The sequence below is a fragment of the Streptomyces sp. SudanB25_2051 genome (assembly GCF_964272635.1).
In the GTDB taxonomy this organism is placed as follows: domain Bacteria; phylum Actinomycetota; class Actinomycetes; order Streptomycetales; family Streptomycetaceae; genus Streptomyces.
Genome location: NZ_OZ186787.1, coordinates 1308535 through 1324596, shown reverse-complemented (window position 1 = coordinate 1324596; position 16062 = coordinate 1308535). Strand labels below are relative to the sequence as shown.

Sequence of the window (16062 nt, the reverse complement as noted above, 5' to 3'; positions counted from 1 at the left end):
CCTGGTTCGTACGACTCCACACCGCGAGGAGCACCACATGTCACCGCTCAGCCGCAGAAGCCTCCTGTGGGCCGCAGCCGCGGGCCTCGGGACCCTCCTGGGGGCCGCCGCACCCGGCCACGCCACCGCCGCCGAGGGCGGCACCGCGCCCTTCGGCCCGTACGGCGCGCCCGGCCGCCGCCTCACCCCCCGCACCCTGTACGTGGACCCGGCGGGCCGCGGCGACCACCCGACCGTCCAGGCGGCCGTCGACGCGGCGGGCCCCGGCCACACCCTGGTCCTCGCCCCGGCCACGTACCGCGAGACCGTCACCGTCCCCGCCACGCACACGGACCTGACCCTCGTCGGCGCGAGCGGCGACCCGCGCCGCACGGTCATCGTGTACGACAACGCCGCCGGCACCCCGAAGCCCGACGGCTCGGGCACCCACGGCACGTCGGGCTCGGCCACCACCACGGTCGCCGCGGCCGGGTTCACCGCGTACCGCGTCACCTTCGCCAACGACTTCCTGCGCGCCGACCACCCGGAGATCACCGCCACCCAGGCGGTCGCGCTCAAGGCGACCGGCGACCGGTCGGCGTTCCTCCACTGCCGGTTCCTCGGCCACCAGGACACCCTGTACGCCGACTCGCCCGCCCTGTCGGTGTTCGCCCGGCAGTACTACGCGCACTGCTACGCCGAGGGCGACGTCGACTTCGTCTTCGGGCGGGCCACGGCGGTGTTCGAGCACTGCCGGTTCCACACCCTCGCGCGGGACGTCGACTTCACCCCCAAGGGGATGGTCTTCGCGCCGTCCACGGCGGTCGCCAACCCGTACGGGTTCCTCGCCACCGGGTGCCGCATCACCAGCGGCGCGGAGGACGGCGCGTACAAGCTGGCCCGGCCGTGGGTGCCCAGCTCCGACCCGACCGCCCGGCCGTCGCTCGTGGTCCGCGACAGCCTGCTCGGCCCAGGCATCGACGCGGCGGCGCCGTACACGGACATGCGGGAGCAGTACCCGTGGCAGGCGCAGCGGTTCGCGGAGTACCGCAACGCGGGGCCGGGCGCGCGCATCCTCGACCCGGCCCAGCGGCCGCAGCTCACCCGCGCCGAGGCGGCGACGGCGACCCGCGCGGCGTACCTGGGGGAGTGGAGGCCGTACGCGCCGTAGGAGGCCGGCGGGCTCGGGCTTCCCCGGCCGGCTCCGGATTCCCGGCCGGTCCGGGCTCCCCCGGCCGGCTCGGGGCTTCAGTCGGCGGCGGCCGCCGTCCGGCGCTCGTACCGCAGCGCCGCCCAGGTCGCCGCCGCGCCCGCGCCCTCCCACAGACCCACGCCCAGGAACCCGGCCGGGGCGCGGCCCGAGACGACCGCGGCGGTGAACACCGCGCAGGTCAGCAGCCGGAACGGCACCGTCCAGGCGTAGAACGCCCGCCAGTCGGAGAGGGCGGCCAGCACGTAGTACACGCCCATGTTGACCGCCGCCATGGAGGACGCGGTCAGGAAGACCAGGGTGTGGTCGCCCGGCGCCCGCGCCCCGTCCGGTACGGGCGCGAAGCCCATCACCGACAGCAGCGCGTCCGGGGCCGCCAGGCCGACCGCGCCGAGCACCGCGGCCAGCAGCCCGAAGACGGCCATGGTCCAGCCGGACAGGGAACGGGGGCGGGACGACAGGCGGCGCACGGAGCCTCCAAGTGCGGGACGGGAACGGCGAGTCGATGCTCGCAGGCACCGGGGCGCCCCCCGCGCCCGGGTTTGCCATCCGGGGCCGGTGCGGGCCGCAGGGCCTGAGGCGGCCCGCGGACCGGCCTGCCCCGCGGGGGCGGGAGCCCGGCGGCGGCCTCCTCACCCGGCGGCGGCCCCCTCACCCGGCGGCCGGTGTGATGAACCCCGACTCGTACGCGACGATCACCGCCTGGGTCCGGTCCCGCGCGCCGGTCTTGGCGAGGACGGCGGCCACATGGGTCTTCACCGTCGCCGCGCCGACGCCCAGCCGCGCGGCGATCTCCGCGTTCGTCATGCCCGTCGCCATCAGCCGCAGCACATCGGCCTCCCGCTCGGTCAGCCGCGCCACCCACGGCGCGGGCGGCGCGGCGGGCCCCCGGCGCCCGTACGCGGCGGCCAGCCCCCGCAGCGCGGCCGGGTAGAGCAGCGAGTCGCTGCGTGCCACGAGCCGCACCGCCGACACGAGGTCCTCCGCCCCGGACCGCTTCAGCAGGAACCCGGCCGCGCCGACGCGCAGCGCGTCGTACACGTACTGGTCGTTCTCGAAGGTGGTGACGACGACGATCCGCGGCGGGTCGGGCAGGGACGCGAGGATCCGCTCGGTGGCGCGGATGCCGTCGACCTCCGGCATCCGCACGTCCATCAGCACCACGTCCGGCCGCAGTTCGCGGACCACGGACACGGCCTCGGCGCCGGTCGCGGCCTCGCCGACGACCTCCAGGTCCGGCTCGGCGGAGAGGATCACCCGCAGCGCGGTGCGGACCATCCGCTCGTCGTCGGCGAGTACGACGCGGATCACCGGTGGCCTCCCGCCAGCGGCAGCCGTACGGTGAGCCGCCACACGGCGCCGCCGTCGGCGGGCCCCGCGACCGCGTGCCCGCCCAGCAGCGAGGCCCGTTCGGCGATGCCGCGCAGCCCCCGGCCACCGCCCGGCCGTACCACCGGCGCGCGGCCGGTGAGCGGATTGTCCATGGTGACCTCCAGTTCCCCGTCGGCCGCGCGCAGGCGCAGTGACACCGGCGCGGCCCCTCCGTGGCGCAGCGCGTTGCTGAGCCCCTCCTGCACGATTCGGTACGCCTCGCGGGACACCGGCCCGGGCACGGCCGCGACCGGGTCGCCCACCAGGTCGCGGCGCACCCTCAGCCCGCTGTGCGCGAGCAGGGTGTCCAGGGCCTCCAGGCCGGGGCCGGGCAGTTCCCCGTCGTCCTCGCCCTGCCGCAGCAGGCCCAGGACGGAGTCGAGTTCGCCGACCGTGCGGCGCGTCGTCTCCTCGATGGCCGTCAACGCCTCCCGGACGAAGCCCAGATCGGGCTCGGGCGCGTCGACCACCCGTCGCGCGGCGCCCGCCTGGAGGGTGACGGCGCTCAGGGCGTGGCCGACGGAGTCGTGCAGTTCGCGGGCGAGCCGGTTGCGCACGGCCAGTTCGGCGGCGCGCCGTTCGGCGGCCGCGAGCCGGTCGGCCGGGGTCGGGCCGAGCAGCACCGGCGCCTGCCGTGCCAGCAGCGCGCCCGCCCCGGCGGCGGCCGCGGCGAGCGCGAGCAGCATCAGCAGCCCGGCCGGTACGCCGAGCGCCGCCCACCACGGCTGGTCGAGCCCGTACGCCCGGCCGAGCGCCGACTCCCGCAGGCTCCGCGAGAACGGCACCGCCATGGTGGTGACCGCGAACGGCGGCAGGGCCAGCGACGCCCCGCTGACCAGTCCGCCGACCCCCACGTGCAGGGTGAACCAGGCGGCCGTGCGGGTCTTCGCCGCGCGGGAGGTGGCCGGACCGTCGGCGAACCGCTCGGCCGGGACCCCGCACAGCACCCGTGCCACCGCGACCGACATGGGCCGGGCGAGCGGGACGAGCCCCGTGACCGCCGCGAGGGGCAGCGCCAGCAGATACGCCCCGAACTGCATGGGCGTCGAACCGAGGAACGCGTCCACGCGGTCGGTGAACAGCGCCAGGACGACCGTCCCGACCAGCCAGTACGGCATGAGCAGGGCCCCGCCCAGGATCAGGTGCGTCCAGCGCAGCCGCGCCCGCCGCCCCAGCAGCGCCACCCCCATCCGCCGCAGGCGCCCGCCGGCGCGGCGTGCCGGGCCGGTCATCCGGCGCGGCGGCGCAGGAAGACGGCCACGCAGCAGGCCAGCGCCATTCCTGTGATCATCTCGCCAGCGTAGGTCAGCGTGAGCAGCGCCGTGGGCTCCTCGGCCGGATCGGCGGCGGGCGCGAGGGCGACCAGGAACTGCCAGCCGCCCCAGCAGCCCACGGCCCCGGAGCCGGCCCAGGCCAGCGCCAGCGGAACCCGTACGGGAAGCCCCCGGCCGCGCCGGAACACCAGCAGCGCCACCCCGGTCACGGCGGCCGCCGCGTACAGGACGCGCAGCACCTCCAGGGCGTGGAAACTCGCCGTGCGCGCGGCCGCCTGCGACGGGGACAGGCCCTCCGTCATCCCGGACGCCCAGCCGAGGTGCACGGCGGCGGCCGGCACCAGGGCGAGCGACGCGGCGACGGCGACGGCCCGCACCACGGGCCCGGACACGCGCGGCGGCAGGTCCCACACGGTGCCCCGCCACAGCCGGCCCCACCGCCCGGTCGCGTACCGGACGAACAACGCGCCCAGGGCGAGGCCCTGCACGATGAACCCGCCGTAGACGACGGTGAACACCCACGCGTCGAGGAACGGCTCGGAGGAGGCGGCCGGGCTCTGCCGCCCCTCCCACAGCCCGGCGGCCAGGCCGACGGGGAAGCCCGCCATGATCGGGACGAGCAGCCCGGTCGCCACCCACAGGGGGAAGGCCGGCAGCCAGGCGGGCACCCGCCGCCCCCACGGCTGGGTCAGCAGCAGCGCCAGGACGATCACGGCGAGGTCCATCAGCAGCGTCACGGCGTTGGCGACGGCGATCAGCCGGGGCTGCTCCAGCAGCACGCTCCCCTCGGGCACCCCGACCCTGCTCCCGGCCAGCCAGGCGGCCTTCAGCGTCAGATAGGGCAGGCACGCGAGGATCGCGACGGCGCGCAGCACGCGTACGGCGGTGCCGGGAGGGCCGGGAACGGCGAGCGGGGTCGTGGTCATGCCCCCCACCCTCGCGCCCGCCCCGGTGCGGCACGTCCTGCCCGCCGACGATCCCCCTCCACCGCACGGGGGAGACCCCCTGCCCGCCGGGCGGACCGGCCCCCGCCGTCACCCCAGCGTGAACACGACCTCGTCGACTTCCTCCCCGCGCCCGTGCGCCCAGCCGCGGTCGCGGCCGGTCGCCGCGAAGCCGCACTTGGCCAGGACGCGGCAGGAACCGGCGTTGTCGGCGGCCGCGCGGGCGTGCAGCGGGCGCTCCGGGACCAGGTCCAGCAGCGCGGCGAGGGCGGCGGTGGCGACGCCGCGCCCCCAGTGCGCGCGGTCGATCCAGTACGTCACCTCCCGCTCGCCGGGCGGCCCGTACACGGCCGCGTGCCCGGCCGGGGCGCCGTCCACGAGGACGAGCCGGTTGACGTCCGGCGACGAGGGGTCCAGCAGCCGCGCCCAGTGCGCGTCGAACGCCGCCCGGTCGTCGGGGTCCCGGGCGGTGAAGGCCGCCATGCGGCGCGCCCCGGGATCCCGGAAGACCGCGAACAGGTAGTCGAGGTCGCCGGTGCCGACCGGACGCAGCGACACCCGCCCCGCGGCGGTCATCGCAGGCCCCGCGTGGCGAGGGTGAGCCGGTCGCGGGCGTCGAACAGCGCGTCCTTGACGGCCTGTTCGTGGGACGGGGTGAGCCGGGCCGCCGGCACCGAGCAGCTGAGCGCGTCGCGGGCGGGGGTGCGGTAGGGGACGGCGACGCCGAAGCAGCGCAGGCCGAGGGTGTTCTCCTCGCGGTCGACGGCGTACCCCTGCGCGCGGATCGCGGCCAGCTCGTCGATGAGCTTCTCGCGGTCGGTGATCGTGTGCTCGGTGAGCGCGGGCAGCGTCCCGGGCAGCAGCTCGCGCACCCGATCGTCGTCGTACGTGGCGAGCAGCGCCTTGCCGAGCGCGGTGGAGTGGACGGGCAGGCGCCGCCCGACGCGGGTGAACGGCCGCAGGTAGTGCTGGGCCTGGCGGGTCGCCAGGTAGACGACGCTGGTGCCGTCGAGGCGGGCGAGGTGCACGGTCTCGGTCGTGTCGTCGGCGAGCCGGTCGAGCGTGGGGCGCGCCGCCGCGACGACCTCGTCCCCGTCGATGTACGAGGTGCCGACGAGCAGCGCGCGGACGCCGATGCCGTACCGGGTCCCCGTCGCGTCCGTCTCCACCCAGCCCAGCTCCACCAGCGTCCGCAGCAGCATGTACAGGCTGGACTTGGGATAGCCGACCGCCTCCTGGACGGCGGCCAGCGTGTGCATGCCGGGGCTCCCCGCGAAGTACTCCAGCAACTCCACGGTGCGCACGGCGGACTTGACCTGCGCCCCACCGGATTCGGCAGCCGACATTCGCTCTTGACCCCTTCGGACGCCCGTCAATAGAGTCCCTGTGGATTCACCATCAGGAACGCCGTTCAGAATACCGAACAGGCGGCAAGCGCACAGTCGGAGAGGACGTCCGCGGTGTCCGCAGCAGAAGTCTGGAGTGTCGACCCCCGAACCGGGAAGAGGCGGGAGCGGGTCGCGACGGAGGCGACCGGCCACGACGTGGACCGCGCGGTCCGGGCCGCGCACGGCGCGCGCGACGCGCTGGCCGACCGCGGCGTGCGGTCCGCGTTCCTCAGGACGGCGGCCGAACGGCTGGAGGCGGCGCGGGACCGCCTCGTCGGGGCCGCCGACGCCGAGACCGCCCTCGGGGCGCCGCGCCTCACCGGCGAACTGGCCCGCAGCTGCTACCAGCTGCGCGCGTTCGCCGACACGGTGGACGAGGGCGCGTTCCTGGACGTGATCATCAATCACCCCGATGAATCCGCGACCCCGCCGGTCCCGGACCTGCGCCGCTACAAGGTCCCGCTGGGCGTCGTCGCCGTGTACGCCGCGTCGAACTTCCCGTTCGCCTTCTCCGTGCCGGGCGGCGACACGGCCAGCGCCCTCGCGGCCGGCTGCCCCGTCGTCGTGAAGGCCCACCCCGACCACCCGGCCACCTCCGAACTGGCCGCCGCCGCGCTGCGCGAGGCCGCCGCGGCGCACGGCATCCCCGAGGAGGTCGTCGGCCTGGTCCACGGCTTCGACGCCGGTGTGGAGCTGGTGCGCCACCCGCTGGTCGCGGCGGCGGGCTTCACCGGTTCGGTACGGGGCGGCCGGGCGCTGTTCGACGCGGCGGCGGCCCGTCCGGTGCCCATCCCGTTCCACGGCGAGCTGGGCTCCCTGAACCCGGTCGTGGTGACCGAGGCCGCCGCGGCCGAGCGCCCCGACGAGCTCGGCGCGGGCCTGGCGGGCTCCATGACGCTGGGCACCGGCCAGTTCTGCGTCAAGCCCGGCCTGGTGCTCACCCCCGAGGGCGAGGCGGGCGACCGGCTGGTCGCGGCCCTGGCCGACGCGGTGGCGGCCGTCCCCGAGGGCGTCCTCCTCGACGGGCGGATGCGGGACCACTTCGTCGCGGGCGTCGCCGAGCGGGCCGCGCTCCCGGACGTCGAGGCCCCGGTGGCCCCGGGCGCGGCGGGGGAGCGCGCGGTGGCGGCGGGCTTCCTGACCGTACCGGCCGCCCGCCTCGCGGAGGAGGGCCCGCACGACCTGCTGCTGGAGGAGTGCTTCGGCCCGGTCACGGTCGTCGCCCGGTACGCGGCGCGGGAGGAGGTGACGCGCGTCCTGTCCCGGCTGCCCGGCAACCTCACGGCGACCCTGCACGTCTCCGAGGGCGAGGCCGGGGGCGAGGGCCCGGGCGCGTCGCTCCTGACGGCGCTCCCGGCGCTGGCGGGCCGCGTCGTCGTCAACGGCTGGCCGACGGGCGTGGCGGTGGCCCCGGCCCAGCAGCACGGCGGCCCGTACCCGGCGACGACGTCCACGTCCACCTCGGTCGGCGCGACGGCCATCGACCGCTGGCTCCGCCCGGTCGCCTACCAGTCCACCCCCCACGCCCTGCTCCCCCCGGAACTGAGGGACGACAACCCCCTGAAGCTCCCCCGCCGCGTCAACGGAACCCTGGAGCCCTGACCCGACTCTCACCCGTGGCCCTCGGGAGGTGCGCGTCACACCCGAGGGCCCAGCGGGCGGCGGAGGCACGGCGGGAATGCGGAGGGGGTTCGAGGTGTTGGGAGGCGGTGGTGCGGAGGTGACCTCCGTATCGTCCGCCGCCGTGCCGTACGACCTGGAGAGAACCCTCATGCGCGTGGAGATCTGGAGCGACATCGCCTGCCCCTGGTGCTACATCGGGAAGGCCCGCTTCGAGGAGGGGCTCGCCGCGTTCGCGCACCGGGACCAGGTCGAGGTCGTGTACCGCTCCTTCGAGCTCGACCCCGGCCGGGCCAAGGGCGATGTGGCGCCCGTCGTGGACATGCTCGCCGCCAAGTACGGGCGCACCCGCGCCGAGGCGCTCGCCATGGAGCAGCACGTCGCCTCCGTCGCCCACGGCGAGGGCCTCGCCTACCGGGTGGAGGGCCGCACGCACGGCAGCACCTTCGACATCCACCGGCTCCTGCACCTCGCCCGTGAGCGGGGCCGCCAGGAGGCCCTGCTCGACCTCGCCTACCGGGCCAACTTCGCCGAGGAGCGGTCCGTGTACGACTCCGAGACGCTGGTGGCGCTCGCCGTCGAGGCCGGGCTCGACGAGGCCGAGGCGCGGGCCGTGCTCGCCGACCCCGCCGCGTACGCCGACCAGGTGCGCGCCGACGAGCGCGAGGCCGCCGAGCTGGGCGCGAACGGCGTGCCGTTCTTCGTCTTCGACCGCCGCTACGGCATCTCCGGCGGCCAGCCCGCCGAGGTCTTCACCCAGGCGCTGGACCAGGCGTGGAAGGGCCGCGCCCTCCAGCCCGTCGCCGCCGCCGACCCCGCGCCGGCCTGCGACGCCGACGGCACCTGCGCCGTCTGACGGGAACCGCGTAACGGGCCCGCCCCCGCCGGATGCGACGGGGGCGGGCCCGGCCAGCGGCTCACCGTGCCTGCGGCTCACCGCGCCTGCGGGCTCACCGCTCCGGTGCCTCATCGCACCGGGGTGAAGTCCCTCGCGCCGATGAACTCCGGGCGCCGCACCGGCGCCGCGAACGGCTCCACCGCCGCGTTCTCCACGCTGTTAAACACGATGAAGACGTTGCTCCTCGGGTACGGCGTGATGTTGTCGCCCGAGCCGTGCATCGCGTTGCAGTCGAACCACGTCGCCGACCCGGCCCGGCCCGTGAACAGCCGGATCCCGTGCGCGTCCGCCAGCCGGGTCAGGGCCTCGTCCGACGGCGTGCCCGCGTCCTGCATCTGCAGCGACTTCTTGTAGTTGTCCTTCGGCGTCTCACCCGCGCACCCCAGGAACGTGCGGTGCGACCCCGGCATGATCATCAGCGCGCCGTTCGTGTCGTGGTTGCGGGTCAGCGCGATCGACACCGACACCGTCCGCATCCGCGGCAGCCCGTCCTCCGCGTGCCAGGTCTCGAAGTCCGAGTGCCAGTAGAACCCGGACGCCCCGAACCCCGGCTTCACATTGATCCGCGACTGGTGCACGTACACGTCCGAGCCGAGGATGCGCCGCGCCGTCCCCACGACCCGCTCGTCCCGCACCAGCTTCGAGAAGACGTCGCTGATCCGGTGCACCTCGAACACCGACCGCACCGCCTGCGACCGGGGCTCCACGATGGACCGCTCGTCCGCCCGTACGTCCGGGTCCGCGATCAGCCGGTCCAGCTCGGCCCGGTAGACCGCGACCTCCTCGTCGGTCAGCAGGTCCTCGACCGGCAGGAAACCGTCCCGTTCGAACGCCTCCAACTCCGCGTCGAGCGGCCCCCACACGACCGGGTCGCGGCGGGGCGTGACCACCTCGGCCGTGCCGCGCGTCGGGTACAGGTCCTCCATCGCTCAGTCCTCCTCCGTCAGCAGCGGGTACACGCCGTTCTCGTCGTGGTCCTCACGGCCGGTCACCGGCGGGTTGAAGACGCAGACGCAGCGGAAGTCGGTCTTGGGCCGCAGCGTGTGCCGCTCGTGCCCGTCGAGGAGGTACATCGTGCCGGGCCGGATCCAGTGGACCTCGCCCGTCTCGTGGTCGGTCAGCTCGGCCTCGCCCTCGACGCACAGCACGGCCTCGATGTGGTTCGCGTACCACATGGACGTCTCCGTGCCCGCGTACAGCACCGTCTCGTGCAGCGAGAAGCCGACCTTCTCGCGGGCCAGCACGATCCGCTTGCTCTCCCATGTCCCCGAAGCGGATTTCACATGGCGCTCGGTGTTCTCGATCTCCTGCAGGGATCGGACGATCACGGTGAACCGCACCCTTTCGTCGTGTGAGAGGGGCCTGACCGGCAGGCCCCGGTGGTTTGTCCGGTGTCCGTACGGCGCTGCCCCGCGCTCAGGCCGGGCGCGCCGCCGTCTCGCGTACCGCGCGGGCCAGCGTCCGCAGGCCCTCGTCCAGCTCCTCGGCGGTGACGGTCAGCGGCGGCAGCAGCTTCACGACCTCGCTCTCCGGCCCGGACGTCTCCAGCAGCAGGCCCAGTTCGAACGCCCGCCCGCAGATCCGCGCCGCCCGTTCCTTCTCCGCGAACTCCAGCCCCCAGACCAGGCCGCGCCCCCGGTAGTGGGCGCCGTCCGCGGAGTTCTCGTCGCAGATGGTGAGCAGCGCCTGCTCCACCTGCTCGCCCCGCGCGAGGGTCTGCCGCTCCAGGCCGGTGTCCGCCCAGTACGCGCCGAGCGCCGCCGTCGCGGTGACGAACGCCGGGTTGTTGCCGCGGAACGTGCCGTTGTGCTCGCCGGGGCCCCACACGTCCAGCTCCGGCCGGAACAGGCACAGCGACATCGGCAGCCCGTACCCGCTGATCGACTTCGACACCGTCACGATGTCCGGGGTGATGCCGGCCTCCTCGAACGAGAAGAACGCGCCGGTCCGGCCGCAGCCCATCTGGATGTCGTCGACGATCAGCAGCATGTCGCGGCGGCGGCACAGGTCGGCGAGCGCCCGCAGCCACTCGGGGCGCGCCACGTTGATGCCGCCCTCGCCCTGCACGGTCTCCACGATGACGGCCGCCGGGTGGTTGAGCCCCGAGCCGCTGTCCTCCAGCAGCCGCTCGAACCACAGGAAGTCCGGCACCCGCCCGTCCAGGTAGTTGTCGAACGGCATCGGCGTGCCGTGCACCAGCGGGACGCCCGCGCCCGCCCGCTTGAAGGCGTTGCCCGTCACGGCCAGCGAGCCCAGCGACATCCCGTGGAAGGCGTTGGTGAACGACACGATGGACTCGCGCCCCTTCACCTTCCGGGCCAGCTTCAGCGCCGCCTCCACGGCGTTGGTGCCGGTCGGCCCGGGGAACATCACCTTGTACGGCAGGTCGCGCGGCCGCAGCACCAGCTCGTTGAACGCCTCGAGGAACGCCCGCTTGGCCGTCGTCGCCATGTCCAGGCCGTGCGCGATGCCGTCCCGCTCCAGGTAGTCGAGCAGGGCGCGTTTCAGTACGGGGTTGTTGTGGCCGTAGTTGAGCGAGCCCGCGCCGGCGAAGAAGTCCAGGTACGTGTGGCCGTCCTCGTCGGTGAGGCGGGCGCCCTGCGCGCGGTCGAACACCACGGGCCAGCCGCGGCAGTAGCTGCGCACCTCCGACTCCAGCGCCTCGAACACGCTCAGCGCGGAGGAGGCCGCTCCGCCGTAGCCGCGCCGGCCGGGCGCGGCCGGGGTGGGGAGGGGCGAGGGGTCTGCGGAGGGGGTGATGGTCATGGCTGGATCACTCCTGTGGTGAGGGGAGGAAGTCGGGGGGAGGTGCGGGGGGTGGGGGAGGCGTCAGGGGAGCCGGCCTGCCGGCACGCGCGGCAGCCCGTACGGCCTGCCGGGAGGCGCCGGAGCCGCGGGGCGCCGGGGCCTGCGGGGGCGTCCGGTTCCGCCGGGCAGCCGATCCGCCGGGGCAGGCTGATGCCGCGTGCACGGACCTGCCGGGCGTACGGCCTGCCGGGGGTGCGGGGCCTCAGCGACGGTGCGGGACCTTCCGGGCGCCGCCCTCGTACGGCCGGGTGGCGCGCCCGCCCGCCGTGGCGGCGCGGCCCGCGACCAGGCGGTCACCGGACGCCCGCGACCGGGCGGTCACCGGACGGGCCGCGATCGGACGGCCCGGGACCAGGCGGCGCGAGACCAGGCGGCCCGCGTCGGCCCGTCCGGTCGGCCCCGTCCGGCCGGCTCCGCCGGGGCGTTCCCGTCGGCTCAGTCCGGTCGGCCGGCCGCGCCGACGGGCCGGATGCGGTACAGCACCTCGGGCTCGTGGGTGCCCTCCGGGAACAGCCGGCCGTCGAAGAGGACCTCGCGCTCCAGCGTGGCGCCCCGGCGCTCGGCGAACGAGGTGAACAGCCGGTCGGAGGCGGTGTTGTCCGGGGTCACGGTCGTCTCGACGGTGTGGACGCCCCGGTTCGCGAGCCGGGTGGTCAGCGCCTCCAGCAGCGCGGAGGCCAGGCCCCGGCCGCGGTGCCGGCGGTCGACGGCGACCTGCCAGACGACGAGGGTACCGGGCCGGTCGGGGCGCAGGTAGCCGGTGACGAACGCGATCGGCTCACCGTCGTCGCCTCGGGCGACGAGCGACGTGGCGGCGAAGTCACGGCACCACAGGAGGTAGCTGTACGAGGAGTTCAGGTCCAGCACCTCGGAGTCGCGGGCTATCCGCCAGATCGCGGCCCCGTCCTCCACTCGCGGGCTTTCGATGAATTCGTATCGGGCACGTGCAAGGTCTGCTTGTGCGGCGGTCATGCGAATTGAACTTACCCAGCAATTTCTTGGATTGCATCGCCCCGACCTCTTGGGTGGATACGGCGCCTGTGTTATCACGCGGGCGCGGGACGCGGAGGAAGGGGAAGCGGTTGCGGGTGATTTGGGCGTGCATATACGGGCAAAGCGGACGCGATGTGGAGTCGATCACACCCACTGCGGGTGACTGACGTGCCGTCGGATCGGTGCGGAATCGTTCTGAGAAACCCCCGTTTAGGATCACGGAAACCGGGCAGAAGAATGCGGGAAGCTGCCCATCGGAATGCCGGGCAGGACACTGGGAATTCACCCGGATAATGCTCGACCGCAGCGCGGGGAAGGGAAACTCTTCCGCATTGCCGGGCACCTCCCGGCCCCATGCGGGCCCCGTCGGGATCCCGCCCGGAGCCTCTGCGCGCGCCGCCCTCCCCGTGGCCGGTTTCCCGCATCGGTCGCGCGTCGTGTGCGCACATCCGCGGCCATCGCCCGTACACATGGGGAAGAGGCCGTCCCCGTCCGGTCGTTGAGGCACCGGACGGACGGGTGCACGGGTCGGGCAGCGAACATGAGGGGCGGGTGGGCGCGGCTGTGGAACTGCGTCAGCTGGAGTACTTCGTCGCCGTGGCCGAGGAGCTCGGCCTCGGGCGCGCCGCCGAACGGCTGGAGGCCCCCGAGGGGGAGGTCGGCCACCGGATCGACGGACTGGAGAGGGAGCTGGGCCTGCGGCTGTTCGAGCGCGGCGCGCCGCCCCGGCACGTACGGCTCACCGCGGCGGGCGAGCGCCTGCTGCCCGAGGCGCGGGCCGCGCTCGCGGCGGCCGAGCGGGTGCGGCAGACGGCCGCGGGCATCGCGACGGGCACGGAGGGGCTGCTGCGGCTCGGGACCAGTCGCGCCTTCGCCGACCGCGTGTACCGCGCGCTGGGCACCCTCGCCGAACGGCGCCCCCGGCTGCGGGTGCGGCTGGAACGCGCCCCGCAGGAGGCCCGGCTCGCGGCGGTCCGCTCCGGCACGTTCGACGCGGCGCTCGTACGGACGGTGCGCCGCGCCGAGGGCATCGCGCTGTACTCGGTGTGGACCGAGCCGCTGCTGGCCGCGCTGCCGGCCGGGCACCCGCTCGCCGCGCCCGACGTCCTGCACCCCGCCCAACTGGCCCGCCTGCCCCTGCGGCTGGCGCCCCGTGAGACGAACCCGGCGCTCCACGACCTGGTCACGTCCGCCGTCCCCGACTGGACGCCGGGCCCGCCGTTCACCACCCTGCCGGCCACGCTCGACGACCTGGCCGCGGCGGCCGAGCCGTCCTGGACGGTGTTCCACCCGGCGGGCCCGCTCCCGCGCGACCGCCGCCTGGCGATCCGGCCGCTCGGGGCGCCGCGCGTCCCGGTGTCGCTGGCCGTGCGGCCCGGCCGCCTCGCCCCGGCGGTACGGGCGCTGCTGGAGGCCCTCACCGCCACGGCGGAACCCCCGTACACCCCGCACCCCCGGACACCCCACCGGACCGGCCCCGCAGCGACCGGCCCCGCCCCGGCCGCGCACCCGGCGGAGACCGCCTCCGGCTAGCGCGCCCGGCCAGGCGGCCGCGCCCGGCGAAGCGGCCTCCGGTCGGCGCCCGGACGCGAGCCCCCTCACCGCGCCCCGGCCGCCGCACCGGTGCGGGTCAGGTCTCCCGTACCGCCGCCCGCCCCTGGAGGGCCGCCTCCTCCCGGAGGGCCCGTACCAGCGTCGCGAGCTCGGCGTCGTCGCGGCGGGCGACCGTGGCGACGCCGATGTGCCGGGTGGGGGCCGGCGGCGCGATCGGGACGGTGCGCAGTCCCGCCACCCGCGGGGCGAGCGCGATGGAGGGGACCAGCGAGAGGCCCATGCCCGCGGCGACGAGCGAACGGGCGAAGAAGTAGTCCGTGGTGGTGCCGCGCACCTCCGGGGCGAAACCGGCGCGTCCGGCGCACTGGCGCAGGTACGCCTCCGTCTTGAGGCAGCCGAGCACCCACGGTTCGGCTGCCAGTTCGGCGATGTCGACCGCCTCGCGCCCGGCGAGGGGATGGGTGTCCGGCAGGACGACGTGCAGCGGGTCCTCCATGAGCGCGGTCCACGCCAGGCCGGAGTGCGGGCCCGTCCGGCCGGGCGGCGGCCCGTCGAAGTGGTAGGCGAGGGCGAGGTCCACGGCGCCCCGGCGGACCAGCGGCAGACTGTCCTCGGGCTCGCTCTCCCGCACATGCACCACGGTGCCGGGGTGGGCGTCGGCGAGGCGGGCCAGGGCCCTCGGCAGCAGGAGCCTGCCGCCGCTGGTGAACGTCGCGATGGTGAGCCGGGTGCGGCCGCTGCCCAGCCGTTCGATCTGCTGCCTGGCGTGCGCGAGTTCCGCGGCGACCGACTCCGCGGCCCCCACCATGATCCGCCCGGCCGGGGTGAGCGTGACCCCGCGCGTGCTGCGCGCCACCACCCGTGCCCCGACGCCCCGCTCCAGCGCGGCGATGTGCTGGGACACCGCCGAGGGGGTCAGACGCAGCGCCGCGGCCGCCCGGTTGAAGCTGCCGTGCTCCGCCACCGCTCGCAGGACACGCAGACGCTGCACATCGATCAACAGAAATCCTTTATACGCATCCAGTAAGCGGGCACTTCTGCTGATGACGGTAGGCGCCCAGGATCAAGGCATGCAAAAGGTCTGCGTCATCGGCGGAAGCCGGTACTTCGGCAAGCTCCTCGTCCAGCGCCTCCAGGCCGCCGGCCACCGGGTCACCGTGATCAACCGGGGCTCCACCCGGCCCCCCACCGGAGTCGAGCACCTCGTCGCCGACCGCGACGACGAGGCCGCCCTGGCCGCCGCGCTCGGCTCCCGCGCCTTCGACACGGTCGTCGACCAGGTGTGCTACACCCCCGTGCAGGCCGCGGTCACCGCCCGCGTGTTCGGCGGCCGGGTCCGGCGCGTCGTGATGACCTCCACCATCGAGGTGTACGACCCGGCGACCGCCGCCCTGCCGGCCGTCCCGCCCGGCACGCCGGTGCGCGAGGAGGTCGTGGACCCGTGCACATGGCCGGTGGACCCGGACCTCCCGTGGCACGACGCGGCCCACCGGGAGGCCCACTACGCCGAGGGCAAGCGCCAGGCGGAGGCGGTGTTCGCCCGGCACCGGGGCTTCGCCTTCACCGCCGTACGCGCCGCGCACGTCCTCGGCGGCGGCGCGGCGGAGTTCACCGGCCGACTGGCCCACCACGTCCGGCACATCACCCGCGGCACGCGGATCACCGCGCACGCCGACGCGCTGCCCACGGTCTTCATCCACCACGAGGAACTGGCGGATGTCCTCGCGTGGGCGGCGACACGCACCGACGCCACCGGCCCGGTCAACGCCTGCTCCGACGGCCTGCTCGACGTGTACGGCCTGGGCGCCGCCATCGCCGCGCGCACCGGCCGGGAGGCCGTGTACCGGAGGGTCGCGCGGGGCGAGCCGGCCTCGCCGTTCTCCCTCGACCGCCACTACGCCATGAGCAACGCCCGCGGGAAGGCACTGGGCTTCGCCTTCTCCCACGTCACCGACTGGCTGCCGGGAGCCGTCGCCGAAGCCCTCCACGCGTCCGCCGCCCCCACCGCCTGAGGAGCCACAGA

At 75.4% G+C, this 16062-nt stretch carries 16 protein-coding genes; 5 read left to right on the top strand and 11 right to left on the bottom strand.

Annotated features, from left to right (window positions below):
* Positions 1–37 precede the first annotated feature (37 nt).
* The gene (locus ACSUPT_RS05875; protein ID WP_436943604.1) at positions 38–1150 is read left to right on the top strand and encodes a pectinesterase family protein; all 1113 of its coding nucleotides are present in this window, start codon (positions 38–40) and stop codon (positions 1148–1150) included.
* A 77-nt stretch (positions 1151–1227) separates the two neighbouring features.
* Here ACSUPT_RS05875 and ACSUPT_RS05870 read toward each other — a convergent pair whose 3' ends face one another.
* The 6 genes from ACSUPT_RS05870 to ACSUPT_RS05845 form a co-directional block, all read right to left on the bottom strand.
* Entirely contained in the window at positions 1228–1614 is a 387-nt protein-coding gene (locus ACSUPT_RS05870; RefSeq protein WP_351965526.1) for a hypothetical protein, read from the bottom strand.
* A gap of 226 nt (positions 1615–1840) precedes the next feature.
* Positions 1841–2467, bottom strand: coding sequence for a response regulator (locus ACSUPT_RS05865; protein ID WP_403506429.1), 627 nt, complete (start codon positions 2465–2467; stop codon positions 1841–1843).
* A gap of 29 nt (positions 2468–2496) precedes the next feature.
* Positions 2497–3792, bottom strand: coding sequence for a sensor histidine kinase (locus ACSUPT_RS05860; RefSeq protein WP_436943602.1), 1296 nt, complete (start codon positions 3790–3792; stop codon positions 2497–2499).
* Positions 3789–4760: a hypothetical protein gene (locus ACSUPT_RS05855; protein WP_351965452.1), complete on the bottom strand. Its 972-nt coding sequence runs from the start codon at positions 4758–4760 to the stop codon at positions 3789–3791. Before ACSUPT_RS05855 ends, ACSUPT_RS05860 begins: the two co-directional genes overlap by 4 nt.
* Positions 4761–4868: 108 nt before the next feature.
* Positions 4869–5354 (bottom strand): GNAT family N-acetyltransferase, encoded by a 486-nt coding sequence (locus ACSUPT_RS05850; RefSeq protein WP_436943601.1) that lies wholly within the window; start codon positions 5352–5354, stop codon positions 4869–4871.
* Positions 5351–6124, bottom strand: a complete 774-nt coding sequence (locus ACSUPT_RS05845) for an IclR family transcriptional regulator (RefSeq protein WP_361657999.1) — start codon at positions 6122–6124, stop codon at positions 5351–5353. The genes ACSUPT_RS05850 and ACSUPT_RS05845 overlap by 4 nt, the downstream gene beginning before the upstream one ends.
* 114 nt (positions 6125–6238) lie before the next feature.
* Between ACSUPT_RS05845 and ACSUPT_RS05840 the strand changes: the two genes are divergently transcribed.
* Together ACSUPT_RS05840 and ACSUPT_RS05835 are read left to right on the top strand one after the other, a co-directional pair.
* The gene (locus ACSUPT_RS05840; protein WP_436943599.1) at positions 6239–7768 is read left to right on the top strand and encodes an aldehyde dehydrogenase (NADP(+)); all 1530 of its coding nucleotides are present in this window, start codon (positions 6239–6241) and stop codon (positions 7766–7768) included.
* Positions 7769–7937: 169 nt separating this feature from the next.
* Positions 7938–8642: a DsbA family oxidoreductase gene (locus tag ACSUPT_RS05835; protein ID WP_361658100.1), complete on the top strand. Its 705-nt coding sequence runs from the start codon at positions 7938–7940 to the stop codon at positions 8640–8642.
* Positions 8643–8752: 110 nt separating this feature from the next.
* On the opposite strand, the gene thpD is transcribed toward ACSUPT_RS05835, so the two are convergent.
* The 4 genes from thpD to ectA form a co-directional block, all read right to left on the bottom strand.
* Positions 8753–9610, bottom strand: a complete 858-nt coding sequence (thpD, locus tag ACSUPT_RS05830; protein ID WP_365727963.1) for an ectoine hydroxylase — start codon at positions 9608–9610, stop codon at positions 8753–8755.
* A 3-nt stretch (positions 9611–9613) separates the two neighbouring features.
* Positions 9614–10012: an ectoine synthase gene (locus ACSUPT_RS05825; RefSeq protein ID WP_351965457.1), complete on the bottom strand. Its 399-nt coding sequence runs from the start codon at positions 10010–10012 to the stop codon at positions 9614–9616.
* A gap of 88 nt (positions 10013–10100) precedes the next feature.
* Positions 10101–11450, bottom strand: coding sequence for a diaminobutyrate--2-oxoglutarate transaminase (gene ectB / locus ACSUPT_RS05820; protein ID WP_351965458.1), 1350 nt, complete (start codon positions 11448–11450; stop codon positions 10101–10103).
* 477 nt (positions 11451–11927) lie between these two features.
* On the bottom strand, positions 11928–12464 hold the full coding sequence (gene ectA / locus ACSUPT_RS05815; RefSeq protein WP_351965459.1) for a diaminobutyrate acetyltransferase: 537 nt from the start codon (positions 12462–12464) through the stop codon (positions 11928–11930).
* A 585-nt stretch (positions 12465–13049) separates the two neighbouring features.
* On the opposite strand from ectA, the gene ACSUPT_RS05810 reads away from it, so the two are divergent.
* Positions 13050–14018 carry a LysR family transcriptional regulator gene (locus ACSUPT_RS05810; protein ID WP_436943597.1) on the top strand — a complete coding sequence of 323 codons (969 nt, stop codon included), beginning with the start codon at positions 13050–13052 and terminating at the stop codon, positions 14016–14018.
* Between the two features lie 97 nt (positions 14019–14115).
* On the opposite strand, the gene ACSUPT_RS05805 is transcribed toward ACSUPT_RS05810, so the two are convergent.
* A complete protein-coding gene (locus tag ACSUPT_RS05805; RefSeq protein WP_351965461.1) occupies positions 14116–15039 on the bottom strand; it encodes a LysR family transcriptional regulator in 924 nt (307 codons plus the stop codon).
* A gap of 70 nt (positions 15040–15109) precedes the next feature.
* Between ACSUPT_RS05805 and ACSUPT_RS05800 the strand changes: the two genes are divergently transcribed.
* The gene (locus tag ACSUPT_RS05800) at positions 15110–16051 is read left to right on the top strand and encodes an NAD-dependent epimerase/dehydratase family protein (protein ID WP_365727970.1); all 942 of its coding nucleotides are present in this window, start codon (positions 15110–15112) and stop codon (positions 16049–16051) included.
* Positions 16052–16062: the final 11 nt, after the last annotated feature.